23 protein-coding genes are annotated in these 24,828 nt (G+C 70.8%); 5 read left to right on the plus strand and 18 right to left on the minus strand.

The window, feature by feature from the left end; all coding sequences use genetic code 11:
• Nucleotides 1-131: 131 nt before the first annotated feature.
• Complete coding sequence (locus VF092_30485) at nucleotides 132-1,292, plus strand: DUF2911 domain-containing protein (GenBank protein HEX6751660.1); 1,161 nt, start codon at nucleotides 132-134, stop codon at nucleotides 1,290-1,292.
• Between the two features lie 158 nt (nucleotides 1,293-1,450).
• Here VF092_30485 and VF092_30490 read toward each other — a convergent pair whose 3' ends face one another.
• The 6 genes from VF092_30490 to VF092_30515 form a co-directional block, all read right to left on the minus strand.
• A complete protein-coding gene (locus tag VF092_30490; GenBank protein ID HEX6751661.1) occupies nucleotides 1,451-1,708 on the minus strand; it encodes a hypothetical protein in 258 nt (85 codons plus the stop codon).
• Nucleotides 1,709-2,081: 373 nt separating this feature from the next.
• Complete coding sequence (locus VF092_30495) at nucleotides 2,082-2,456, minus strand: hypothetical protein (GenBank protein HEX6751662.1); 375 nt, start codon at nucleotides 2,454-2,456, stop codon at nucleotides 2,082-2,084.
• Nucleotides 2,457-2,666: 210 nt separating this feature from the next.
• On the minus strand, nucleotides 2,667-3,308 hold the full coding sequence (locus VF092_30500; protein ID HEX6751663.1) for a hypothetical protein: 642 nt from the start codon (nucleotides 3,306-3,308) through the stop codon (nucleotides 2,667-2,669).
• Nucleotides 3,309-3,449: 141 nt separating this feature from the next.
• Nucleotides 3,450-3,881, minus strand: coding sequence for a DoxX family protein (locus VF092_30505; protein HEX6751664.1), 432 nt, complete (start codon nucleotides 3,879-3,881; stop codon nucleotides 3,450-3,452).
• 52 nt (nucleotides 3,882-3,933) lie between these two features.
• Nucleotides 3,934-4,878, minus strand: a complete 945-nt coding sequence (locus tag VF092_30510) for a hypothetical protein (GenBank protein ID HEX6751665.1) — start codon at nucleotides 4,876-4,878, stop codon at nucleotides 3,934-3,936.
• A gap of 95 nt (nucleotides 4,879-4,973) precedes the next feature.
• On the minus strand, nucleotides 4,974-7,880 hold the full coding sequence (locus VF092_30515) for an FAD-binding and (Fe-S)-binding domain-containing protein (GenBank protein HEX6751666.1): 2,907 nt from the start codon (nucleotides 7,878-7,880) through the stop codon (nucleotides 4,974-4,976).
• 250 nt (nucleotides 7,881-8,130) lie between these two features.
• Between VF092_30515 and VF092_30520 the strand changes: the two genes are divergently transcribed.
• Nucleotides 8,131-8,682 carry a hypothetical protein gene (locus VF092_30520; GenBank protein HEX6751667.1) on the plus strand — a complete coding sequence of 184 codons (552 nt, stop codon included), beginning with the start codon at nucleotides 8,131-8,133 and terminating at the stop codon, nucleotides 8,680-8,682.
• 290 nt (nucleotides 8,683-8,972) lie between these two features.
• On the opposite strand, the gene VF092_30525 is transcribed toward VF092_30520, so the two are convergent.
• The 5 genes from VF092_30525 to VF092_30545 form a co-directional block, all read right to left on the minus strand.
• On the minus strand, nucleotides 8,973-9,335 hold the full coding sequence (locus VF092_30525; GenBank protein ID HEX6751668.1) for a hypothetical protein: 363 nt from the start codon (nucleotides 9,333-9,335) through the stop codon (nucleotides 8,973-8,975).
• A 31-nt stretch (nucleotides 9,336-9,366) separates the two neighbouring features.
• Nucleotides 9,367-9,969 (minus strand): TetR/AcrR family transcriptional regulator, encoded by a 603-nt coding sequence (locus tag VF092_30530; protein HEX6751669.1) that lies wholly within the window; start codon nucleotides 9,967-9,969, stop codon nucleotides 9,367-9,369.
• Nucleotides 9,970-10,529: 560 nt separating this feature from the next.
• On the minus strand, nucleotides 10,530-11,180 hold the full coding sequence (locus VF092_30535) for a hypothetical protein (protein HEX6751670.1): 651 nt from the start codon (nucleotides 11,178-11,180) through the stop codon (nucleotides 10,530-10,532).
• A gap of 318 nt (nucleotides 11,181-11,498) precedes the next feature.
• Nucleotides 11,499-12,923, minus strand: coding sequence for a mercuric reductase (locus VF092_30540; protein HEX6751671.1), 1,425 nt, complete (start codon nucleotides 12,921-12,923; stop codon nucleotides 11,499-11,501).
• Nucleotides 12,924-13,064: 141 nt separating this feature from the next.
• Nucleotides 13,065-13,592, minus strand: coding sequence for a dihydrofolate reductase family protein (locus VF092_30545; GenBank protein ID HEX6751672.1), 528 nt, complete (start codon nucleotides 13,590-13,592; stop codon nucleotides 13,065-13,067).
• A gap of 111 nt (nucleotides 13,593-13,703) precedes the next feature.
• Between VF092_30545 and VF092_30550 the strand changes: the two genes are divergently transcribed.
• The 3 genes from VF092_30550 (at nucleotide 13,704) to VF092_30560 (ending at nucleotide 19,797) form a co-directional block, all read left to right on the plus strand.
• Complete coding sequence (locus tag VF092_30550) at nucleotides 13,704-15,962, plus strand: PBP1A family penicillin-binding protein (protein ID HEX6751673.1); 2,259 nt, start codon at nucleotides 13,704-13,706, stop codon at nucleotides 15,960-15,962.
• A gap of 607 nt (nucleotides 15,963-16,569) precedes the next feature.
• A complete protein-coding gene (locus VF092_30555; GenBank protein HEX6751674.1) occupies nucleotides 16,570-19,074 on the plus strand; it encodes a PBP1A family penicillin-binding protein in 2,505 nt (834 codons plus the stop codon).
• A gap of 138 nt (nucleotides 19,075-19,212) precedes the next feature.
• Nucleotides 19,213-19,797: a hypothetical protein gene (locus tag VF092_30560; protein ID HEX6751675.1), complete on the plus strand. Its 585-nt coding sequence runs from the start codon at nucleotides 19,213-19,215 to the stop codon at nucleotides 19,795-19,797.
• A 174-nt stretch (nucleotides 19,798-19,971) separates the two neighbouring features.
• On the opposite strand, the gene VF092_30565 is transcribed toward VF092_30560, so the two are convergent.
• The 7 genes from VF092_30565 to VF092_30595 form a co-directional block, all read right to left on the minus strand.
• Nucleotides 19,972-21,345: an aspartate aminotransferase family protein gene (locus VF092_30565; protein ID HEX6751676.1), complete on the minus strand. Its 1,374-nt coding sequence runs from the start codon at nucleotides 21,343-21,345 to the stop codon at nucleotides 19,972-19,974.
• Nucleotides 21,338-21,700, minus strand: coding sequence for a hypothetical protein (locus VF092_30570; protein HEX6751677.1), 363 nt, complete (start codon nucleotides 21,698-21,700; stop codon nucleotides 21,338-21,340). Before VF092_30570 ends, VF092_30565 begins: the two co-directional genes overlap by 8 nt.
• Complete coding sequence (locus VF092_30575) at nucleotides 21,697-22,047, minus strand: hypothetical protein (protein ID HEX6751678.1); 351 nt, start codon at nucleotides 22,045-22,047, stop codon at nucleotides 21,697-21,699. Before VF092_30575 ends, VF092_30570 begins: the two co-directional genes overlap by 4 nt.
• A gap of 84 nt (nucleotides 22,048-22,131) precedes the next feature.
• The gene (locus VF092_30580) at nucleotides 22,132-22,596 is read right to left on the minus strand and encodes a GNAT family N-acetyltransferase (GenBank protein ID HEX6751679.1); all 465 of its coding nucleotides are present in this window, start codon (nucleotides 22,594-22,596) and stop codon (nucleotides 22,132-22,134) included.
• The gene (locus VF092_30585; GenBank protein HEX6751680.1) at nucleotides 22,593-23,126 is read right to left on the minus strand and encodes a hypothetical protein; all 534 of its coding nucleotides are present in this window, start codon (nucleotides 23,124-23,126) and stop codon (nucleotides 22,593-22,595) included. The genes VF092_30580 and VF092_30585 overlap by 4 nt, the downstream gene beginning before the upstream one ends.
• Before the next feature lie 49 nt (nucleotides 23,127-23,175).
• A complete protein-coding gene (corA, locus tag VF092_30590; protein HEX6751681.1) occupies nucleotides 23,176-24,297 on the minus strand; it encodes a magnesium/cobalt transporter CorA in 1,122 nt (373 codons plus the stop codon).
• Nucleotides 24,294-24,828 (minus strand): hypothetical protein (locus tag VF092_30595; GenBank protein ID HEX6751682.1); only part of this gene is annotated, 535 nt, incomplete at its 5' end. The genes VF092_30595 and corA, both read right to left, overlap by 4 nt.

The following is a 24,828-nucleotide window of genomic DNA, read 5'->3' on the forward strand; positions in this document are numbered from 1 at the left end:
AGGCGCGGGCGGGGGGGGCGTTCCCCGGCCCGCGCTTCGCTGCATGGAGCTTGTGTGGATGAAGACGCGTCACGACTTTGTTCATCCCCAATCTCCTGTAACCAGATCGAACCGAGCGGAGCGCCCACCCGATGAGCTCGATGATCCGTCCCTTCGCGGCCGCAGCCTTCGCCGCCTGCCTCGCCGCGCCGGCGGCCGCGCAGGAAGCGCAGGGCGAGACGGCGGCGTTCGTGGTCACCATCGGCAGCGACACGCTGGCGGTCGAGAAGTACACGCGCGCCGGCGACCGCATCACCGGCGAGATGGTGTCGCGCTCGCCGCGCACCGTGGTCCGCACCTACACGGCGATGCTGAACCCCGACGGCAGCGTGCGCCGCGTGGAGATGACCTCCACCGTGCCCGGGACCACGCAGCCGCCCACCGTCGCCGCCACCGACTTCACGCTCGACAGCGCCATCACCCGCGTGCAGCGCGGCGACAGCGTGTTCGCCTTCCGCGTGGGCGCCAGCCGCCCGGTACCGCTGGTGGGCTACTCGCACGTGTTCTACGAGCAGGCGATGATGCACGCCCGCGCGCTGCGCCGCGACACGCTCACGCTGCGGCTGGTGCCCATCGGCTCCAACCAGAGCTACGAGATGACGGTCTCCGCGGTGGGCGAGGACTCGATGCGGCTGGCCAACCTCGCCGGCGTGCAGCACGTGGCCACCGACGCGCGCGGGCGGCTGCTGGGGCTGAACGGGATGGAGAGCACGCAGAAGTTCCTGGTCCACCGCGTTCCCGACGTGGACGTGGACGCCTACGCGGCCGAGTTCGCGCGCCGCGACGCCGCCCGCCAGGGGATGGGGCCGCTGAGCCCGCGCGACTCGGCGGTGGCGGACGTGGGCGGCGCGCACCTGTCGATCGACTACGGGCGGCCGTTCCGGCGCGGGCGCACCATCTTCGGCAGCGTGGTGCCGTGGGGCGAGGTGTGGCGCACCGGCGCGAACGCGGCCACCGGCTTCACCACCACGCGCGACCTGCTGATCGGTAGCGTGAGCGTCCCCGCGGGAAAATACACCCTGTGGACGCTGCCGGCGGAGAGCGGGTGGAAGCTGATCGTGAACCGCGAGACGGGCCAGTGGGGCACGGAGTACAAGCAGGAGCAGGACCTCGCGCGCATCGACATGCAGACGCGCACGCTCTCCGAGCCCGTGGAGGCGTTCACCATCAGGCTCGAGCCGGCCGGGACCGGCGCCGTCCTCCGACTGCAATGGGAGACCACCGAGGCCTTCGTTCCCATCACGGTGAAGTAATCACGATCGGGGGAGATGGAGACGGCGCCCGTACCAGGTTCAGGTGCGGGCGCCGCCTTTCTTTTTGATCTCACGCAGGGTTAGCAGAGTCAGCAGTTGGTAAAGCTGCTTGTAACTGCTGACTCTGCTGACTCTGCGTGAACCCTTCTGTTTTTCGGTCAGTACGCCGGCTTCGGCGGGCGGACGCGCGCCGCGGTCTTCGTCTGCTCGGAAAGCACGTCGCCGAGCGCCAGGACCACGCCGGTGCCCAGGGCCAGCAGCAGCGCCGTCTCCATGTTGCGGCTGCGGCGGACCGGGTGCGGCAGCCGCGGCGCGCCGCCGCGCGTGTGCAGCGCGTTGCGCGTCATGCTGCGCGCCGTCTTCGTCACCGCCCCGCCGATCACCGCCCACATCAGCTTCCGTCCCAGGCTTGCCATATCGCTCTCCCGCGCAACGGTTTGCCGCTCCGTCCCGAGCGTTCCGCCAATGCAGGAGCCGCGCCAGCCGCCGCGCAAACGTTGGACGCGGCGGGACAGGTCGGGTGCCGGTGGAGGCGAATGAATTCGCTGCAACAACCACACGAAGTCCGCCTTCGCGGACTACAGCCGATCGTGCGGCCGCGGCATCGGTGCACGCGAACGAGCTCGGCAGGCCTCGTCGGCCGAACTCTGTCGCGCGCGCCGAAATCTCGCCCGCGCCGAAGCCGGGAGTCCGCGAAGGCGGACTTCGTGTGGTTGTTGCCGCGGATTTATCCGCCCCTTGGAATCCGGTCGATGACCCGAATCCCCGGCGGATGATCCGGATCCCGTCCTACGGCTGCGCGACGAGCCAGTCCTGTGCTTCGCCGGTGTCGTTGAACGACTTCAGGTTCTTGCGGCGGGAGAGCGCCTGCGTGGCCCGGAACGCCGTCAGGTACACGCTCGAGAGCCCCACCACCACCGCGCCCCACCTCACGTAGGGCACGTTGTGCTTCACCAGCTCCTGCATCAGCTTCACGGAGCCGGGGGTGATGCGCGCGCCGCGCACGTCGGTCATGATCAGCAGCGACGCCGGTGGCTCGGCCGCGATCACCGCCTTGCTCTTCAGCATCTCGTCCCTGAGCTCGTCCATGTCGGTGCCCAGGCCGGTGTAGTCCAGCGTCAGGATGCGCTTGCCCTTGTGCTCGACGAAGCGTGTGCGTTCCATGGTGACCCGGCCGTGATGAAGGGTGGAAGGTCGAGTCGTGCTCGTGTCCGCTTTGGCTCTCAAATAGACGGAGTGGGCGAGTACAATAGCACGTCACGGGCCCTCGCGCATCACCCCGATGCGGCGACGGCCCGGTCCTGCCACCGGAAGGGTCGCGGAGGTCGTGGGGCTACTGGAGAATCGGGGAAGGGGGATTCTACAAGCGGCGGGCTACAACGCCATCACCCGGGCGCGCGCGTCGGCGATGGTGCCGCGCACGGCGTCGATCCACTCGGGCGGAAAGCGGGCGGGATCCGTGGCCCAGGATTCGAGCTTCGCCACCGCCTGCCCGATTCCCGCCGCTTCGTCGGCCACGGCGGACACCAGCAGCCGGCCCATCTCGGGGATCTGCCGGATGGTGTCGCCGGAGGTGCCCTCGAAGTCCTCGGAAAGGGAGAGGAAGTCCGTCTCGCGGATCTTCGCGCGGCGCTGGTCGCGCAGCATCTCGCTGGCGCGGAGAAGGCGCGCGTACTGCTCGGCCTTCTCGGGAACGGCGGCGGCGAGCTCCTCGTGGAGGAACTCCAGGTGGCGCTCCAGCAGCCACTGCGGCATCCCACGGCTCGACAGCAGCTCGCCCAGCCAGCGCACCTCGGCGTTCACTTGCGGCTGCTCGCGCGCGGCGATGAGCGACAGCCACGCGCTGTCGCTGTGCCCGAACAGCCGACCGCGGTCGCCGTAGCGCGCCTCGTAGTACGGGAACTCGCGCCACGCGCGCTCGCCAGCCGCCACCGACGCCGCCACCTCGCGCGGGTCGCTGGCGACGGGATGGCTCCCCGCCTCGGGGTTGATCAGGGACGCACCGATCTCAGGCATCTGGCGTCAGCCGGGAAACATTCCGACGGGTTGATAAAGTCGCGAAGCCGTGATCGCGACAGACGTAATCGCGAAAGACGTGATCGCGACGATGCGAGTGAACTCGCGGCTACAACCACACGCAGTCCGCCTTCGCGGACTTCATCTCGGCGCGGCCCGGGGCGACGGTGCTCGATCCTCGACCGCGTCGCGGGGATGGGAGGCGCGCCACACCCACCACATCAGCACAATCTGCAGCGGAAGGCGGAGAAGCAAGAGCGCCTGCCACCATCCGGGCGCGTCCGCCGCCCGCGCGTTCAGCAGCATCTGCAGGTTCGCGGGCCAGACGGCCAGCAGCAGCGCGATCAATCCGATCCCCGCCCAGCGACGCACGCGCGGCACGAGCAGGCCGATGCCGCCCGCGATCTCGCACGCCCCGCTCAGCAGCACCATCTCCCGCGGAAATGGGATGTACGGCGGCATGATCCGCTCGTACGCCGCCGGGATGACGAAGTGCATCGTCCCCGCGAACGCGAACAGCGCCGCAAGGACGATGCTGGAGACGGTGACGCGGGCCGAGCGCGGGCGGCTCATCGGAACCGCCGCCGCGGTCGCCGGCCCGCGTGCGAATCCCCGTGGAATGTCCTTACCGGTAGAAGAGGTCCACCTCGCCGCCGGAGGGCGAGTTGCTCACCACGACCGCGTGCTGCCCGCAATCGGTGACGGCGTTCACCGGCGTCCACAGCAGCGGCGGCGTCCCGCCCGAGGTCCGCAGCTCGATCCGGCGCAGCGCGGTGGAGGCGGTGTTCGGGTAGTTCGCGCAGTTGGAGATGCTGTACGCCTCCAGCGTTTCGTTGCACCACAGCAGCTCCGCGATGTTGGCGACCGGCAGGGTCGTGCCCGCGATTCCCTCGAAGAGGGACACGTAGGAGAAGGCGCGGCCCTGTTGCGCCGTCAGCGTCATCACGCCCACCAGGGTATCGCCGGGATTCACCCGCACCAGGTTGGTGTGGAACGCCTGCCCGCCCGACGTGACGTACCAGCTGGCGACCGACCAGTACGGCCCGCCGCCGGCCCCCGACGGACCCCACTGCAGCACCGGCTGCAGGATCCCGTAGTTCGCGCCGTAGTTCTGGATCCCGTTGAACAGGAAGATCGTCTGCCCGGACGCGACCGACGGCGCGGGCGGCACCTCCCACGTGGTCCGGAACGAGGTCAGCGGCTGCCCCGTGCCGTTGTTCCAGTACGTGTAGGCGATCCAGCCGCTTCCGAGCGCCGGCACCTCCAGGGGATCGACGGCGGGCGCCTCCACCGCGGCCATGGCGTTGCCGCTGCGGTCGAGCATGAGCATGCGGCGCCCGTCGTCGGCGACGAGCGTCTGTCCCTCGTCCACCCGGTGCACCAGCGAGCGGGCGCGGAACCCGCCCGGGGTCAGCACCTTCACCTGCGCGTCGGCGGCCTCGGCCGCGTCGCCACCGCGGCCGTACACCGCCTCGCCCGCACCCACGGCGTGCACCTGCCCGCTCGGGCGCGGCCCGCCCGGCGTCACCACCTCGTCCGCGTCGTTCGCCCGGCCGGTTTCGTCGCTCATCGAAGCCTCCTGGAAATCATGATAATTCACGACCTTCGGGACGATGGATGAGATGGCCGGGATGGACGAGCTTTACGAGGCGGTCACCACCGCGCTCACTCCGCCAGCGCCAGAAGCTCCGCCGTGTGCAGCGCCTTGCGGCCGCCGCAGAAGTCGGCGATCTGGTGGCGGCAGCTGAAGCCGGGGGCCACCACGAGATCGTCCGCGGCCGCCTGGCGCACGGCGGGGAAGAGGACGCGCTCGCCGCAGGCCTTCGACACGTCGTAGTGGCCCTTCTCGTAGCCGAACGACCCCGCCATCCCGCAGCACCCCGAGTCCAGCACGCTGAACTCCAGCCCCTCGACGCGCGACAGCACCTCCGTCGTCGGGCCCATCCCGACCAGCGCCTTCTGGTGGCAGTGGCCGTGGACGACGGCCCGGCGCTCCAGCCGTCCAGGACGCCAATCGCGGATCGCGGCGAGAAACTCCTCGAACGTCACTGCCGCCGTCGCCAGCTTCGCCGCGCGCGTGTCGCCGACCAGGTCCGGCAGCTCGTCGCGGAGGGTGAGAATGCAGCTGGGCTCCACGCCGACGATCCACGAGCCGCGCTCCGCTTCGGGGAGCAGCGTCTCCAGCAGCTCGCGCTGCAGGTCGCGTGCGTGCTCCAGCAGTCCCTTGCTCACCGCCGCGCGGCCGCAGCACACCTGCCGTCGGGGAAGACGCACCTCGTATCCCGCCTGCTCGATCACCTTCGCGGCCGCGTGCAGCGGGCCGGGCTGGAAGTAGTTGTGGAAGGTGTCGTCGAACAGGATCACCGTCGCGCGCGCGCCGACGGCCGAGCGCGGGCGGCGGGTGAAGGCGCGGCGGAAGGGCTCGCGAGCCAGGGCCGGCATCTCGCGCCGAAGGTCCATCCCCGCCACGGCCTTCATCGCCCCGCCGAAGAGCCGCTGGCCGAGGTTGGCGATCCCCGGCATCCGCCCCCCCAGGCGCGCGAAATCGTGCACGCGGCCGAAGAAGTGCGCCGACGGCGGCGTGCCGTGCGCGCGGTGGTGCTGCGCCAGGAACTCGGCCTTGTAGCGCGCCATGTCGACCCCGACCGGGCACTCCGTCTTGCACGCCTTGCAGGCCAGGCAGAGGTCCAGCGCCTCCAGCACCTCGCCGCTGCGCATCCCCGGCAGCGCGCCGCGCATGGCCTCGCGCAGCGAGTTGGCGCGGCCGCGGGTGCTGTGCATCTCCTCCTGCGTCACCATGTAGCTCGGGCACATCGTCCCCGCGTCCAGCTTCCGGCAGACGGCCATCCCGTTGCACTTCTCCACCGCCACGTCCCATCCCCCCTCCGCGTAGCGGAAGAAGGTCTCCGGCGGGGTGATGGCATAGTCGGCGCCGAAGCGGAGGTTGTCGCTCATCCGCTGGTAGGGCGGGGCGATCTTGCCGCCGGGGTTCATCCGCCCCTCGGGGTCGAAGACGGCCTTCACCTGGCGGTGCAACTCGATGATCTCGGGCCCGAACATCATCGGCAGGAACTCGCTGCGCGAGAGCCCGTCGCCGTGCTCGCCGCTCAGCGATCCCCCGAAGTCCACCACCAGCTCGGCGATGTCGTGCGCGATGCGCTGCATCCGCTCGCGGTCGTCGCCGCGCTTGAGGTTGAGATCGACGCGGATGTGCAGGCACCCCTGGCCGGCGTGGCCGAAGAACCCCGTCGTGGTCCCGTGCCGCTGCACGATCTCCTCGAAGCGGCGCGTGTACTCGCCCAGCTTCTCGGGCGGGCAGCCGGTGTCCTCGACGAACTCCTGCGGCTTGATGTCCTTCGAAGGGGTCGTGAGATAGAGGAGCCCCGTGGCCGCCTGCCGCAGCGACCACGCGGCCGTCTGCTCGCGGTCGGTGAGGTACGCGGCGGCCGCGGGCGATCCGGGGAGATGCGGCGCCCGCGCGGCGAAGTCTTCCGCCAGCCCGCGCACCTCGTCGGCCGACTCGCCGGTGAACTCGCAGAAGAGCACGCCCAGCGCGTCGGGCGCCGCCATCGCCGCGGTGGGACGGAACTCGAAGATCTCGCGCGCGCCCTGCAGGACTCGCGAGTCCACGATCTCCAGCGCCGACAGCCCGCGCTCGGGGAGGATGGCGGGGACGGCGTCGAACGAGGTGAAGCGCTCGCGGAAGGAGAGGAGGACCAGCGCGCGCGCCGGGGGGATGGGGACGAGCCCCAGCTCCGCCTCGACCACCGTCGCTAGCGTTCCCTCCGAGCCGACGATCAGCCGGGCGAGGTTCAGCTCCTCGTCCTCCAGCATCGCGTCGAAGTTGTAGCCCGAGACGCGGCGGGGGATCTTCGGGAAGCGCCGCTCGATCTCCGCGCGGTGCGGCTCGAGCAGCGCCATCACCGCGCGCGCCAGCTGGCCCTCCGCGCCGGGGGCGCCGGCCAGCGCGTCGCGCCGCATGGCCGCGAAGTGGGCGCATCTCCCGTCCGCCAGCACGCAGTCGAGCGAGTGGACGTGGTCTCCCGTCTTGCCGTAGACGAGGGAGCGGGCGCCGCACGAGTTGTTGCCGATCATCCCGCCCAGCGCGCACTGGCGAATCGTCGCCGGATCGGGCCCGAACTGCAGCCCGTATGGCGCCAGCGCGCGGTTGAAGCGGTCGAGCCGCAGCCCGGGTTGCACCTTCGCCCGCCGCCCGTCGGGGTCGACGGAGAGGACGCGGTTCATGTACTTGGTGAAGTCCAGCACCAGCGCGGTGCCCACCGTCTGCCCGGCCAGCGCCGTCCCCCCGCCGCGGGGAAGGACGGGCACGCCGTGCTCGGCCGCCAGCCGCACCGCCGCCTCCACGTCGCCCGCGTCTCTGGGGACCACCACGCCCACGGGAAGGAACTGGTAGAGCGAGGCGTCGGTGCTGTAGAGGAGGCGCGAGTGCGCGTCGAAGCGCACCTCGCCCTTCACGCGCTCGCGCAGCGCCCGCTCCAGGCGGCCGGCTTTGGGGTGCGGGTGGACGACGGGGAGCATGGGGCCGGGGCACGGGTAAGCGGCCGTGCGCACGAAAGTTCGTGCGTTCCGGGCGCGCGGCGGCTAGATTCGGATCGGCGGCGCCCGGCCGGTGCGGTGAACCGGCGGAGGCGAGCCCGTCAAGATACCAGACCCCCGCCGGGCGGCAATTCCCGCGCCCCGTGCCGCTCACACGGGGCCACCCGTGGAACCTCCGCGCCGCCGGGTGTAAGAGGGTGAAGCGAGCCGGACGCCGTTCGGGCAACCCGATCCAAGTCGTTCCCTTTTCTGGAGATCCACGCTCATGCACGTCTACATCCGCGAAGAGCCCGTCGAGCTCGAGATGCGCGAGGTGGACGCCGAAGGGCTCCTTCCCACCGAGACCGAGCTGGTGGCGATGGCCTTCTACGTGGCCGGCAACCCGCGCCCCTCGTTCCGCGCCATGCTCCCGTTCGAGACGCTGAACCTGCTGCGCCAGACGCTGCGCGAGCCGGTGCAGCTGGGCCTGCTGGCCGAGGAGCCCGAGGACCCGTCGGGCGAGGTGAAGGCGATGGTGGGGATCTCCATTCCCGTGCACTCGCTCCCCGACGGGATGGTGCCCGAGGAGATGGAGGAGGAAGAGGAGGAGGAGCCGTGGAAGGCCAGCGCCAACTACGACGGCTGGCGCGACGGCGACGGCGGGGATGGCGGCGACCGCGAGCGCACCGTGCTGCTGGCGTTCGCGCCCCTGGTGCGGGTGATCCGCCGCATGCCGCACGACTTCGGTGGCGAGCTGGTGGACCTGCTGGAAAGCGCGATCTCCGGCGCCACCAAGCCCTCGCTCGAGGCCCGCGTGGACCGCATGCTGGGGCTCTGAGACGAGACTTCGCGCGACCGAATGCGAGACGCCCCCGCCGGGATGCCGGCGGGGGCGTTTTGTTGCGGACCGAGCATTCGTGCAAGTCGGCGAGCATCCTGCCCGCCCGGCTGGCCCCCTCCCCCGTCCCCTCCCCCGCTGCGCAGGGGAGGGGAGAACTCAGCGCGGGCACAGCCTCGGCTTTGAACGGTGAAATCTCCGCCGGGATTAGTTCTCCCCCGCCCCTGCGAAGCGGGGGAGGGGGCCGGGGGGAGGGGGCCGGCCGCGGCCGTGGCGATGCTTGCGATCGGTCACGACGAAGCCGTCGCCGGGCGGCGGAAGAGGAGCGCGCCGATGGCCCCGCCGATCGCGCCCGTCACCGCCGAGCTGAGCGTGCCGACGGCCAGGATCATCGCCGTCACGTCGCCCAGCGCGAACGAGACGACGATGCCGATCAGCGCGCACACGCCGCCCGCCACCGCCCCGCCCGCCGCGCCGCCGCCCACCGACGGCCGCGCCATCCACGCGTAGATCGCGCCGGCGATGAGCGAGATCGCCATCCCCCCGACCGCGAACATCTGCGCCACGGCGGGCGATTTGTGGCCGATGAGCACCATCGCCAGCTGCAGCACGGTGCCGATGATGGTGGCCTGCATGAGGGCACGCTGGTTCATGGGGACGCCTCTCCGGGTGGGGGTGGTGCGGTCAGGCGGCCGGGGCGGACGCCTGCAGGGTGCTCAGGTAGCGGCGCAGGTGCGCCACGCACGCGTCGTACGGCTCCAGCGTGCGGTGGGTGCGCGCCTGCATCACCGCGCCTTCCATCGTGGTCAGGACGAACTGCGCGAGCCCGTGGGCGTCCGCGTCCGCCGGGATGCCGCTGCGCGGGTCGGCCAGGCACGTCTCGACGGCCGCCGTCCAGTTGGCGAAGTTGGCCGCCAGCAGCTCGCGCACGGGCGGATCGGGCTCGTGCAGCTCCAGCGCAAGGCTGCCGATGGGGCAGCCATAGAAGCAGTCGGTGTCCTCCAGCATCCGGCGGTAGCGCGCCAGCAGGGCGAACACGCGCTCCACCGGGTCGTCCACCCCCGCCCACACCGGCTCCAGCAGCATCGGGTAGATGCCGTCGCGGTAGCGGGCGAGGACCGCGACCAGGAGGTCCTGCTTGGTTGGAAAGAAGTGGTACAGGCTCCCCGCGTTGGCCTTCGCGGCCTGCAGCACGTCGGCGATGCTGGTGGAGTTGTAACCCTTCTCCCAGAACAGCCGCATGGCCGCGTCCAGCAGCCGCTCGCGCGTGTCGGGCTGCGGCTGCATCGCTCAGCGCCCGGGGGCGATAATGCGGATAATCACGAGAGCCAAGGTGAGCAGGATGGTTGGTTGAGCGCTCAACTCATGCTGAATCCGCGACGCGATGTCAAGATTTTCGGGATGCGATCCCTCGACTGCGTCTGTCATACCGAATCAACTGTGCATTGGAGACAGAATGTCATTCCGAAAGGCGCTGCGCCGCCCTGTCCTCCATGCCGTAGTCGCGGGCGCCTGTGGAATCTGTGGCCGGCTCCCGAGCCACAGGCGGCCTGTCGCTCGGACGCATGCCATGGCTTCCTCGGCCGCCGCGACAATTCAGTGGATGCCAGGTCCGGTAAAGGATTGGTGCGTCCGACCGAATCCTCGTGCTGACGCGATGATAGATCCTTCGGCCTGCAAACGCTTGCGCGGACGCTGATTACGGTCTGGCCGGCCTCAGCCTCAGGATGACGTCGTGTGGGATCGGGTCCGGGTTCATCAACCCAATTCCCGGATTCCGGGTGAGACGAGTGAAGCCCCGGCCGGGCGAACCCGGCCGGGGCTTCGTCGCGCGCGCTGGGAGGAGACTACCAGTCGCGCTGCGGGGTGGTGCCGCCGCGCTGGTCGCCGTCGAGGCGCTGCTCGCGGTCGGTGCCCTGGCTGGTGTCGCGCGACGAGCCCTCCATCGTGTCGCGGCTCACCTCCAGGTCGGCCGGGCGGTCGAAGCCGTAGCCGCCCTCGCGGCCGCTGGCGCGCATCTCGGTGTCGTTCACGTTCGTGTTCCCGACACCGAGGCGGTCCGACGGCGTGCTCAGGTCGCTGGGCTCCGACTCGCCGCCGCGCATGATCTCGCGGTCCGACGACGAGACGCCTTCCATCGCCCCGCCCGAGGCGTCGCGCGAGGAGCCGAGCATGTCGTCGCTCCCCATGCGGTGGCGCACGCCGCTGCCTTCCATCCCGCCCATGCCGTCGCGATCCAGCTCGCTGCCGCGCATGCTGTCGCGGTCCATCCCCCCGCCCTGCATGCCTTCGCGCTCGACGGAGTCGCCCTGCATGCTGTCGCGGTCCGATCCGCCACCCTGCATCCCCTCGCGCTCCACGGAGCCGCCGCGCTGCAGGTGGTCGCGGTCCATCCCCGAGCCGCCGCCGAGGCCCTCGCGCTCCACCGGGCGGCCTTCCATCGGCGTCTCGTCCATCTCACGCTCCACCATGCCGGGGTTGCTGTCGTTGCGGTCCATTTTGCGATTCCTCCTGGGTTGTCGCCGTCTCCATGACGGTTGCCAGATCCTATCGCAAATAGCGTTCCTGCAATGGTTTAGATTTAAACAACAGAGGATTGGGGAAGGTTCGGCGTGCAAGTGTCGCTCACGCGCGGCTGAAGCCGCGGCTGGAACATTGGAAAGCCTCGCAAACTGCGCGAGGCTTCAACTGCATCCAGACGTGAGGACGGCGCGGAGAGCCGTCCACTCCGCACGGTAGCCCGAGCCGCAGCCTGCGCAGCAGGCTTCCCAATGTTCCAGCCGCGGGTTCACCCGCCCGTGCGATACAGGGCGTCATCACACCAGCCAGCGGACGGCGAGGTCGGCGACGCGGCGGGCGAGGCCGCCGGAGTATTTCGCGCGCAGGTAGGCGTCGGCGGTGCGGCGGAGGGACTCGGGGTAGGTGGGATAGACGTGGATCATCCCGGACAGGTCGGACAGTTTCAGGCGATGACGGACGGCCAGGACGGCCTCGTGGATGGTCTCTCCCGCGCGTGGGCCGACGACGTGCGCGCCGACGATGCGCCCCTTCGGATCGAGCACGAGCTTGGTCAGTCCCTCCGGCTCGCCGTCGCAGAGCGCGCGGTCGAGCGAGTCGTGGTCGTAGCGGAAGACGCCCGCCTTCTCACCCCACTCGGCACGCGCCTCGTCCTCGGTGAGCCCCACGCGCGCAACCTCGGGTTCGGTGTAGGTGCACCACGGCACGACGCGGTAGTCCACCTTGCGGCGGATGGGGAAGAGCGCGTTCGGCGCGGCGATGCGGGCCTGGTAGTCGGCCACGTGGGTGAAGCGGTAGGGGCCGACGACGTCCCCCGCGGCCCAGGCGTTGGAGGTGGAGGTGCGCAGCGCGCCGTCGACCGCTATCCCGTTCTCCGCGAGCTCTACGCCGAGCGCATCGAGCCCCATCTCCTCCACGTTCGCGCGGCGCCCGGTGGCCACCAGGATCTCCGCCGCGCGCACCTCCATCTCCCCGGTGGAGGTGCGGATCGCCGCGACCTTCATCCCGTCCTCCACCCGCACCGATGTCGCCGTCGCGGAGAGGCGGAGGGCGATCCCCTCGCGCTCGAGCTGGCGATGGAGCACGGCGGAGATCTCGGGGTCCTCGCGCTCCAGCACGCGGGGCGCCATGTCGATCACCGTCACGCGCGAGCCCAGGCGGGCGAAGGCCTGCGCCATCTCGATCCCGATCGGCCCCGCGCCGAGGACGAGGAGCGATTCGGGGAGGGCGCGCAGCTCCCACAGCGTCTCGTGTGTCTGGTAGCCCGCGTCCGCGAGCCCGGGGATGGGTGGCACCGCGGTGCGCGATCCCGTGGCGATGATCCAGCGCTTGGAGCGGATGCGGCGGCCGGCGACGGTGACCTCTTCGGGGGAGACGAAACGCGCGCGGCCCTCGATCACGTCCACGCCCATGCCGCGGAAGCGCTCGGGCGAGTCGTGCGGCTCGATGCGGTGGATGATGGCCTGCACGCGTTCCATCACCGCCGCGAAGTCGGCGCGGCCGCTCTCCACGTCGATGCCGAAGTCCGCGGCGCGGCGGAGGGTGTGGAGCACGGAGGCGGAGCGGATGAGGGCCTTGGAGGGCACGCAGCCGGTCCACAGGCACTCGCCGCCGAGCCGGTGCTGCTCGACCAGCGCCGTCCGCGCGCCGATCCCCGCGGAGACCGCCGCCGACACCAGCCCCGCCGTCCCGCCCCCGATCACCGCCAGGTCGTAGCGCTCCACGAAATCCCCCCTGATGGAAAGCCGATCATCCAACGCCCGGGTCGAAATCCTGCCGATCGGGAGAGATCCGCGCGGCCGCGGGTGGCCCCCTCTCTCCCCCGCTTCGCAGGGGCGAGGGGAGAACTCAGCGCGGGCGAGGTCTCACCGCTTTACCCGGTACAGCAGGTAGGCGCAGCCGCCGGGGAGGGTGCGGTTCTCGACCAGCTCCAGGTCGAGCTGGCGGCCGAAGGGCTGGAAGAGGGGGATCCCCGAGCCGAGCAGCACCGGGTGCACGTTGGCGCCCACCTCGTCGATCAGGTCGGCCTCGAACAGCGTGCGGGCGAAGTCGCCGCCGCCCATGACGCAGATCCCCTTGCCGGGCCGCGACTTGAGGTCGCGCACGAACTCGGCGGCGTCGCCCGTCACCAGCTCCATCCCCCCGGCGGGCGGCTCGGTCATCGTGCGGGAGAAGACGTAGCCCTTCATCCCCCCGCCTCCTCCGCCCGCCGGCGCGTTCGCCATCGACACCTCGTACGTCTTCCGCCCCATCAGGATGGTGTCGACGGTCTTCCAGTAGGCGCCCATGATGTCGCCGGCCTCCTTGCTCCAGTGCAGCCAGTCGACCGCGCCGTCGCTGCGCGCGAGGTAGTGGTCCAGGCTGCACGCCGCGCCGTAGGTGACCGTTCGCATGCGACCTCCCGCGTGGTGGGGACGGGGGATTGGACCCGCGGACGTGGCACCGCGGGCGCCCGGGGTGTATCTATATACGCTTCAACGCAAACAGGAGCTACGGGAAGATCGATGGCGGTCACCTGGAAGCGGTTCGATACGGAGCTGTGGCGCGGCCGCGCCGAGCGCGCGTGGGCGCGGCTGAAGGAGGCGTGGGCCGACCGCGGCGAGCGCAAGATCGTGATCGGCCTGGGCCTGGTGAGCCTGGCCAGCTGCACCACCGGCGCGGCCGCCGCGGCGTGGACGCGCGCCTGCTCGGGCACCTGCCCCACGGCCGAGCAGGTGCAGGACTTCGCGCCGCGGCAGGCCAGCCAGGTGCTGGACGCGCGCGGCGGGCTGCTGGGCTCGTTCTACCGCGAGCGGCGCACGCTGGTGAACATCCGCACGCTGCCGCGCTACGTGCCCATGGCCTTCGTGGCCATCGAGGACCAGCGCTTCTTCAAGCACGAGGGCGTGGACCCGGTGCGCGTGCTGGGCGCCATCCGCGACAACGTGATCGGCGGCTTCGGCAGCACGGGCGGCAGCACCATCACCATGCAGCTGGCCCGCAACATGTTCCCCCAGCAGCTGCCGCCCAACGAAAAGAGCGTGCGCCGCAAGCTGGCCGAGGTCAAGCTGGCGCTGGAGATGGAGCGCTCGCTGAGCAAGCAGCGCATCCTCGAGCTGTACATCAACCACATCTACCTGGGCGCCGGCGCCTACGGCGTCGAGGCGGCGGCGCGCACCTACTTCAACAAGCCGGCGTCGCAGCTCTCCATCACCGAGGCCGCGACCATCGCCGGGCTGCCGCAGGCGCCCAGCGCCTACAACCCGCGCGAGCACCCCGACCGCGCCCAGCGCCGCCGCGACCGCGTGCTCGACCGCATGGCCGAGATGGGGGTGATCACCGCCGAGCAGGCGGCGCGCGCCAAGGCCGAGCCGCTGGTGCTTCCGCCGCCCAAGGGGGCCATCCGCGCGCCGTACTTCGTGGAGGCCGTGCGCCGCGAGCTGGAGGCGCGCTTCGGCGAGCTGCTGTACACGGGCGGGCTGAAGATCTACACGGGGATCGACCCCGTCCTGCAGACGACGGCCGAGCAGGCGCTGGAGCAGCAGCTGCGGGCCATCGAGCACGGCCAGTACGGCGGCTACTCGCACGTGAGCTACGAGCGCTTCACCCAGCGCCTGAAGCCTGGCGAGCCGGTGACCTTCACGCCGTACCTGCAGGGCGTCGTCGTCGTCCTGGACCCGGGGACGGGCGTCGTCCGCGCGCTCGTGGGCGGGCGCGACTTCACCCAGAGCCAGTTCAACCGGGCCACGCAGGCGCTGCGGCAGCCGGGGTCCAGCTTCAAGCCGTTCGTATACGCCGCGGCGCTGGAGCACGGCCGCAGCCCGGGGTACGAGGTGGCCGACGAGCCCATCTCCATCCCCACGGGAGACGGGACGTACTGGACGCCCAAGAACTACGACGGGCGGTACAGCGGCTACATCTCCATGCGCACGGGGCTCAAGTTCTCCAAGAACATGGTGGCCATCCGCCTGGGGCGCGAGGTGGGGATCGAGGCGGTGCGGAGCATGGCCGCGCGCGCGGGGATCGAGACGCGCATCCCCGGCTATCCCTCGGTCTACATCGGCTCGGCGGCGGTGTACCCCGTGGACCTGATCGCCGCGTACGCCACGTTCGAGAACGGGGGATACCGCGTGCCGCCGCGCTACGTCGTTCGCGTGGAGGACCACCAGGGGCGCCTCCTCTGGCAGCCGCCGCAGTACCCGGAGCCGACGGTGGACCCGGCGGTGGCCTGGCTGATGACGGACATGATGCGCGAGGTGGTGGACCACGGCACCGGCTATCCCGCGCGTGACCCGGGCGTGGGCGGGCTGAGCTACGACATCCCCGCCGCGGGGAAGACGGGGACGACGAACGACAACACCGACGTCTGGTTCGTGGGCTTCACGCCCGACCTGCTCGCCGGCGTGTGGATCGGGATGGACAACCCGCAGACCATCCTCCCCGGCGCCACCGGCGGCGTGCTGGCGGTGCCGATCTGGGCCAAGGTGATGCGGCGCTTCTACTTCGGGCGCAAGCCGCCGGAGGCGTGGAAGCGGCCGGAGAGCGTGGTGGCGCGGCGGATGGCGGGCGGGCGCATCCTGTCGCCGGACTGCCCGTGGGGCGGGGTGATCGACTACTTCGCGGCGAAGTACGCGCCCGAGCCCAGCTGCCCGGCGCCGCGCAACGACGAGCCGCAGTTCATCGACCCCACGCCGGAGCTGCCCGGGCGGCCGGTGTTCCCCGGCCAGCCCAAGGTGCCGCGCCCCGAGGACTTCGTGAAGCCGCAGGCCGCGCCCAAGCCGTAGCGGTGGGCGTCTCCCCGGGCTGGGGGATGACGCATCGGCGGCGGACGATACGAGCGAGCCCCGCATCTCCATCCCGGAGATGCGGGGCTCGGTGCGTTGGGGCATCTGCCAAGCGTCGAGACGTGGGGTCGGTGCGTTGGGACATCACCCGAACGTCGAGATGCGGGCTCGGTGCATCCGGAGATTGGTGCGGGTGGGGAGATTTTGGTGTGGACAATGCGACTGAAGTCGCGGCTACAACCACACGAAGTCCGCCTTCGCGGACTACCTGCGGCGGCTCGGGCGAGATCGCGGTGCGCGCGACGTAAATATGATCCCGCGATGAGTTGAGTCCGCGAAGGCGGACTGTGTGTAGTTGTAGCCGCGACTTGAGTCGCATCGTCTCCCCAACCATCCCACCACCAATGATCCGGGCACAGGCACTGGGCACTGGGCACTGGGCACTGGGCACTGGGCACTGGGCACTGGGCACTCAGCACTCAGCACTCAGCACTCAGCACTTCCCTCTACACACCTTACACACGCCAACACCGCTCCGGCACGGAACGCGCACTACGGGGCGACGCACCCTGTGCCTGGGGATGGCACCCTGACCCACGAGCCACACATGAAACGCAAGCTCAAGATCGCGCTCCTCGCCGTGGCGGCGCTGGCGGTAGTCGGCTTCGGCTGGCTCTGGTTCGCCCCGTGCGGCTTCGGCGGATGCGCGCCGGTGACGGAGCTGGAGAAGTTCGACGCAGAGGGCTCGCAGCTGATGGACCTGAACGGCCGCCCCTTCGCCACGCTGGGCGCCGGAAGCCGCCGCGTGGTTCCGCTCGACTCGCTCCCGCGCTACCTCCCCCAGGCCTTCCTGGCCGTGGAGGACCGGCGCTTCTTCGACCACGGCGGGGTGGACTGGAAGCGCTTCATGGGCGCGCTGTTCAAGAACGTGAAGTCCGGCGGCGTGGAGGAGGGCGGCAGCACCATCACCATGCAGCTGGCCCGCAACCTCTTCCCCCGCGCGCTGCCGTACCGCGAGCGCTCCATGCGGCGCAAGCTGATGGAGATCCGCGTGGCGCGGCAGATCGAGCGGCGCTTCGACAAGGACAAGATCCTGGAGCTCTACCTCAACCACATCTACCTGGGCGAGGGCTCCTACGGCGTGGACGCGGCCGCGCGCGAGTACTTCGGCAAGCCCGCCACGCGCCTGACCCTGGCCGAGGCCGCGGTGCTGGGCGGCCTCCCCGTCTCGCCGTCGCGCATCAACCCGCGCGCCGACCGCGAGGCGGCGCTGGCGCGCAGGAACCTGGTGCTGCGGCAGATGGCGAAGTCCGGCTTCATCACCCGGGAGCAGGCCGAGGGCGCCATCCGCGAGCCGCTCCGCCTCTCGCGCGGCGGGCGGACGGGGCAGGTGGCCAACGCGTGGTACGTGGAGCGCGTGCGCCGCGAGCTGGTGGACGCGCTGGGCGAGGCCGACAACACCGCCGGCCTGCGCGTGTTCACCGCCTTCGACCCCGTGGCCCAGCGCGCGGCCGAGGAAGAGGTGGCCCGGCAGGCGCGGGCGATCGAGTCGGGCGCGTTCGGCACCTTCCGCCACGACACCTACGCGAAGACCAGGGGGACGACGACGGAGGAGGGCGACACGCCGTACCTGCAGGGCACGGCCATCGTGATGGACGCCTCGAGCGGCGAGGTGCACGCCCTGGTGGGCGGGCGCGACTACGACGACAGCAAGTTCGACCGCGTCTTCCAGGCGGTGCGGCAGCCCGGCTCGGCGTTCAAGCCGTTCGTCTACCTGGCCGCGCTGGAGCGGGGGATCCCCCCCAGCCAGGTGTACCAGGACCAGCCGGTGCAGATCCAGCTCACCGGCGGGCGCACCTGGCAGCCGCGCAACTACACGGGAACGTACGCGGGGCCGATGACGCTGCGCGACGCGCTGGCGCAGTCGAAGAACACGGTGACGGTGCAGGTGGCGCAGGAGGTGGGGATGGAGGACGTGATCCGCGCCGCGCGCGACCTGGGGATCAGCACGCCCATCTCCTCCCTCCCCTCCACCGCGCTGGGGGCGGCGGAGGTGAGGCCGCTGGAGCTGGTGCGCGCCTTCGCCGCGTTCGACAACGGGGGATCGCTGGTCGAGCCGCACCTGGTGCGCCGGGTGGAGGACGAGAACGGCACCATCATCTGGCAGCGCGAGGAGACGGAGGCGCACCAGGCGCTGCAGCCCGAGGAGGCCTTCGTCCTCACCTCCATGCTGCGCGACGTGGTGGACCGGGGGACGGCCACGCCGGTGCGCGGCGCGGGCTTCCGCGGCCCCGCGGCGGGGAAGACGGGGACCACCAACGGCGCGACGGACGTCTGGTTCGTGGGCTACACGCCGGACCTGGTGGCCTCGGTCTGGTTCGGCTTCGACCGGCCGGAGACCATCGTTCCCAACGCCAGCGGGGGGACGCTGGCGGCGCCGGTGTGGGCGCGCATCATGACCCGCATCTACCAGCACCGCCGCATGCCGGGCGAGTGGCCGGTGCCCCCCGGCGTGGTCACCGAGCAGGTGGACCGGCGGACGGGGCTGGCGATGGACGGCACCTGCCCGGGGAGCGGGGAGACGTATACCGAGTACTTCATCCACTCCGTCCCGCTGCGCCAGCAGTGCTACCCGATCGCCCCCTACCCGTCGGACACGGGGTGGACGGACGCGGAGGGCGGCGCCTGGGCGTACGAGGACTCGGCGGGGATGACGGACCTGGAGCGCCGCGGGATCTACTGGCCCGAGCTGGAGGAGAAGCGCCGCCGCGAGGCCGCCGGCGCGCCGCCGTCTCCCCCGCTGGCCGGCAGCGTGGAGGACCCGGGCGCGGCGGCCGTCGGCAGCGGCGCGTATCCCTCCACCTCGCGCACGGGAACGACGGGGCGGACGCGCACCCCCATCTCCCCACCGCCGCTTGCGGGAGAGCCGGTGACGGATGGACGGCGGGATCAGACGACGTCTCGCCCGCGCCGCGCGCCGCGGGTGCTGGGCGAGCCGGTGGGGAACGCGGGGGGCGACGGCGGCTCGACGTCGGGGACGGGCGGCGGGAGCTCGGGAGGCGCATCGCCGCCCCCACCGGCGCCGCCGGACACCTCGGGCGGGGGCGCGTGACCGCGTCGGGGTGAAACGCGTCGGGATGAAACACGGGCGGCACTGCGGGGTTGTACAGGCGCCGCGTCCACCGGGGCGCGGCGCCTCCGGTCATTGATTCGCCACACGGCGGCTTAGAACCAGGGAGAGAGACCCGTTTTGACCCACCGATTCTCGCGGGCGGCGGCGCTGGCCGCCGCCCTGATGGTTCCGGCGGCGCTGCAGGCGCAGACCAGCCGCCCGGTGAACGCCCGCGCTGCCACCCCGGGCGCGGTGAGCGAGGCCACGGCGCGGCAGTGGATGGCCGAGCTGCAGCAGATCCAGGCCCGCCTGCAGGCCGCGCACAACCGCGTGATGCAGGACGCCCAGCTCCGCGGCGCGCAGGAGTCGCTGATGCAGGACGTGAAGGCGGCCATGCAGCGCACCGACCCCGGGCTGGACGCGCTGGCGGCGCAGGTCGAGCGGATGCGGAGCATGGCCGCCACGGCCGCCCAGCGCGGCGACCGCGCTCGGCTGCAGCAGCTGAACGCCGAGCTGGTGCCGATCCAGCAGCGCTTCATGGCCGCGCAGCAGCAGGCGATGCAGCAGCCCGCCATCCGCCAGCGCGCGGCCGCGCTCGAGGAGCGGCTGCACGCGCGGATGCTGCAGGTTGAGCCCGAGACGGACCGCCTGCTCGCCCGCGGCCGCGAGCTGCAGGGGCGGCTGCTGCAGATCGCCCAGCAGGCGGCGGCGCGGCGGCAGTAAGCGCCGAACGTCGATCAGGAGAGAATCAAGGGGCCCGCTCCAGCGCGCTGGAGGCGGGCCCTTCTGTGTTGATCGAAGAAGAAAGGGTCTCACGCAGAGTCAGCAGGGTCAGCAGAGAACTGCAGTTCAACTGCTTACCCTGCTGACTCTGCGCTGCGTGAGACCATTCCTTTATCATAGTTCGTCCAGCACGGATGCGAGGGTCGCGAGGGCGGCGTCGGCCTGCTCGTCGGTGAGGACGAAGGGCGGGGACAGGGAGATGACGTTGCCGTGGATCCCGCCGCCCAGCGTCAGCACGCCGCGCCGCAGCGTCTCGACCACCACGCGGCCGGCGAGCTCCGGGGCGGGCTCGCGGCTCGCGCGATCGCGGACGAGCTCGATCCCGATCATCATCCCCAATCCCCGCACCTCGCCGACGCGGGGGTGATCGGCCGTCATCTCCTCCAGCCGCCGCCTGATGCGCGCGCCGAGCTCCGCCGAGCGCTCCACCAGCCGCTCGTCGCGCAGCACGGCGATGGAGGCGAGCGCGGCCGCGCAGCCGAGCGGGTGGCCGAGGAAGGTCGAGGTGTGGATCGCCTCGCCGGTGGACTTCGGCCACGCCTCCATCACCGCGTCGGTGCCGATGCACGCGGCGAACGGCATCCCCCCCGTCATCCCCTTGCCCACGCAGAGGATGTCGGGCGTAACGCCCCAGTGCTCGCACGCGAACCAGCGCCCCGTCCGCCCGAAGCCGGTGTAGATCTCGTCGCAGATGAGGAGCAGCCCGCGTTCGTTGCAGATGCGGCGCAGGCCGGGAAGGAAGCCGTCCGGCGGCACCACGTCGCCGCCGCGGCCCTGTACCGGCTCCACGAGGATGGCGCCGATCCCCTCCGTCGCGGTCCCCGGTGTGTCGAGCAGGTACTCGATCCAGCGCAGCGCCGCCTCGACCACCTCGTCCGCGCCGCCGCCGAACGGAGAGCGGTAGGCGTACGGATACGGCGCGAAGACGGCGGTGCGGGGGAGCTGCGAGGCGAACGGCGCGCGGAAGTCCTCGCGGCCGCTGGCGGCCAGCGCGCCGTAGGTCAGGCCGTGGTATCCACCGTGGAAGGCCAGCACGCGCGGCTTCCCCGTCGCGATCGCGGCCGTCTTCAGGGCGGCCTCGACGGCTTCCGCGCCGGAGCTGGCGAGCACGGCGCGGTTCAATTCCCCCGGCGCCACCTCGGCGAGCGCGCGGAGGAGGTCGACCTTGATGGCGGGGGGATGCACGTCGCCCATGCCGTGCATCAGCTTCGCCGCCTGCGCCTGCACGGCGGCCACGATGCGCGGGTGCGCGTGCCCGGGCCCGGCCACGGCGAAGGCGCCGGTCAGGTCGACGTAGACATTGCCGTCGACGTCGCGGACGTTGGCGCCCCTGGCCTCGGCCCAGAAGACGGGGAAGTCGTCGGCCAGGTAGGTGACGTTGGGCGATTCCCAGCGCGCCAGCTCCCCCGCCAACCGCCGCGACTCCGGCCCCGGCGGCGGCACCCGCACGCAGGGGAGCCCGGTTCCCTCGAGCCGGACCTCACCCATCGAGGAATCCCCAGAAGATCAGCACGAGGCCGACAATTCCCAGGAACGTGTAGGACACGACCTGGAGCTGGTCTCCCGCGCCCAACGCGGTGGCGAATCCGCCCGGAGAGGCTCCGAAGAAGGTGGCACCGAAGAGCTTCGCCAGCTCGCGGCTGGTCCTGGCCCGCCGGCTGAGGAGCACACGGTCGTGCGCCACCCGGACGTGTTTCTCCGTCACGACGCCGGCGCTCTCCCGCTTCGCCACGTTCTGCGCCTCGAGGAGGAGCTCCTCGCTGAAGTCGTTGACGAACTCGTTCAGCAATCGCTGCGCTGGCGGAAAGACCTCGTAGTCCGGCTGGCGGATCAGGGCGCTCATCTCCGCGCGTCCAGCACCCGGTCGACGATCGTATCGACCTCGCTGAAGAACGCGGGGTTCTGGAGGCGGATTGCCTGCTTCCGTTTCTTTCTGGCAGTCTCGGCCAGCTTCGGACCTTCGAGCGCGGCGAAGACGCTCACGCCCAAGAGGATCATGATCGTGACCACGTTCTGGGCGGCCGTGGCGATCCAGGCGGGACGCGGGTTCAGGGCGGCGAGCAGCCGCGACGCGCCGACCTGGACGGTGATTGCGCAGGCATTCACGAACAGGGCGAGCGCGACGACCGTGAAGCCGGTACTCGACAGCAGGCGATTGGCGTGGGTGACGAACAGTCTTGTCGATCGCATTCCATTCCTCCCAAGCCGGAGTGCTCATCGTCAGACTACGAAAGAGGGTAGACGAAAGATACAACGGGAACGGCATGGCGCCAATCACCCTGTCAGCCACCGGCTCATCATGTAGCGGTCCTGGAGCTCGAAGCCCAGGCGCTGGTAGAGCGCCATCGCCCGCGCGTTCTCCACGTCCACCTCCAGCCGCACGGCGGCGACGCCCAGCTCGCGGGACGCCTCGGCCACCAGCTCGATCGCCCGCGCGCCGATGCCGCGGCCGCGCCACCCCTCGCGCACGTACAGTTCGTCGACCAGCGCGTACCGCCCCGCGAACTCCAGCGAGAAGCACACCGTCACCACCGTGTAGCCGACGACGTCGGCGCCGACGCGGAAGAGCCAGACGCGCCCGAGCGCGGGATCGGCCACCAGCGTGCGGAACGCATCGCGCGCCCGCGCCCGCTGGTAGTCGATCCCCTCGTGCGCATAGAACTCGCGCATCAGCTCCGCCAGCACGTCCTCGTCGCCGAGCGTGGCGAGCTCCATCACAACCGCCGGCGAATCGTTCATCTCGGACCGGTAGCGGCGTCGATCGGGCAGAGAGCGACGAACTCGCGGGAATAGTTGCGCCGGTTCTCCTTCAGGAAGCTGCAGAGAAGCGGGCTGTTCGCGATCAGGTGGTCGCGGTAGTTCTTCCACGCCTCCTGGACGTCCTCGGGAACGTGCTCGCACTGGAGCGAGATGTGTTCGAGGTAGTCGGCCACGAGCTCCGCGAACGCGAGCAGCCGGGCGTGCTCCAGGCTGCCGCTCCTGATTCCTCCACCATCGAGACTGACGCGATCGTAGAAGAACCGGCGGAACTCGGGGTATTCGAGAAACACCCGCTGCACCTCGAGCGCGTGCTCGTAGATACGGCCATGTGTCTCGGCCTGGACGGCCTCCTTCAGCTGCTTGATCTGGAACCACACCGCCAGGAATCCGCCGAGGGCAATCAGCGCCGCGATGACACTCATCCACGCCTGGACCTGTGCCGGCCACTCCGCCTGCTGCTGGAGGAGCGGGGTGCTGTCGGCCGAGATCAGCATCTGCTGGATGATCATTAATGTGCTCCGATCGAAGGATGCCGGGCCGCGATGCTTCTCGCCTTTCTCATCCCCGGCTGCCGATCCAGCCGCGGCGGTAGAAGAAGTAGAGCAGGCCCAGCGCGATCATCCCCATCACCATCGAGGCGAACGACCACGTCCAGTAGAACGGGTGCGGCGCGCGCTCCGGGTGCGCCAGGTTCATCCCGTACACCCCGGTGATGAAGCTCAGGGGGATGAAGATGGCCGCGAAGATGGTGAGCACCTTCATGATCTCGTTGGTCCGGTTGCCCACCGTGCTGATGTACAGGTCGGTCAGCGAGCCCGCCACTTCGCGGAAGTTCTCCACCAGGTCCACGATCTGGAAGCAGTGGTCCTGGCAGTCGCGCAGGTACACCAGCGTCTCGTCCTTCACCAGGTCGCACGGGTCGCGCAGCAGCACGCCCAGCGCCTCGCGCATCGGCCAGATCGCCCGCCGCAGCGCCATCAGCTCGCGCTTGATGTCGTGCAGGCGGTGGATGCAGGCGTGGCTGGGGCGCGACACGATGTCGTCCTCCAGCGCCTCGAGCTCGTCGACGTACTCCTCCACCACGGGGAAGTAGTTGTCGATGATCGCGTCGAGCAGCGAGTACGCCATGTAGTCGGCGCCGCAGGAACGGATCTTCTGGTGCCCGGCCCGCAGCCGGCCGCGCACCTCGTCGAACACGTCGCCCGGGTGCTCCTGGAAGGTGACGACGAAGTCCGCGCCCAGGAACAGCCCCACCTGCTCCAGCTCCAGCGCGGGCACGCGCCGGGCCATCTTCACCACGATGAAGAGGTGCCCCTCGTACGGCTCCACCTTGGGGCGCTGCTTGACGTGCATCACGTCTTCCAGCGCCAGCCGGTGCAGCCCGAAGGCGTCGCCGATGGCCTGCACCGTCCCGGCGTGGTCCACGCCGTCGACGTTCACCCACATCACCGGGTAGCGGCCGCGCATCCGCGCCAGCCCGGGAAGGTCGTTGGCGTCGAACTCGGTGATCTCGTGCGGCCCGAAGCCGAACACGCTCACCCGCGGTGCCGTGGCCCCCGGCATCGACTCCAGCGTCCCCGGCGCGGAGCCGGGCGGCGGGCGCATCCCGCGCTCCAGCGCGGGGGCCACGCCCTCGAGCGCGGCGTTCACCGGCAGCCGCAGCAGGTCGCGCCGCTTCACGCCGCCTCCTCGGTCTCCAGAGCGCCCGCGGCGACTTCCGCCACCGTCTGCGTCCGCGCCTTCTCCAGCCGCGCCACGCGCCTGGAGAACTGCGACAGCGCGAAGTCGGTGAACTCCTCCATCCGCAACCCGAACGGCGGCACGTCGTACGCGGCGAAGACCTCGGCCACGATTCCCAGCGCGGGCTGCAGCAGCTCGTTCAGCCGCGATTCGATCGTCTCCCACACGGCGTCGCCGTGCTCGGCCAGGAGGCGCGAGAGGAGGTAGACGCCGTACGCGATGTGGCGCGACTCGTCGCGCTTGACGTCCACGAGCGCCGCGCACAGGCCGGGCATCAGGCCGTTGGCGGCAAGCGACTCGTGGTAGCTGTGGTAGCCCGTCTCGGCGAGGACGCCCTCCACGATCATGTTGTAGGTCACGGACGCGCGCGCGAGCGTCTCCGGCGAGCGATCGGTGAGCAGCTGCTCCATCGCAGCCGGCAGCTCCTCGTAGAAGATCTTCCTGTACGCGGGCACGTGGAAGCGCTCGAGC

This window comes from Longimicrobium sp. (genome assembly GCA_036377595.1).
GTDB lineage: Bacteria > Gemmatimonadota > Gemmatimonadetes > Longimicrobiales > Longimicrobiaceae > Longimicrobium.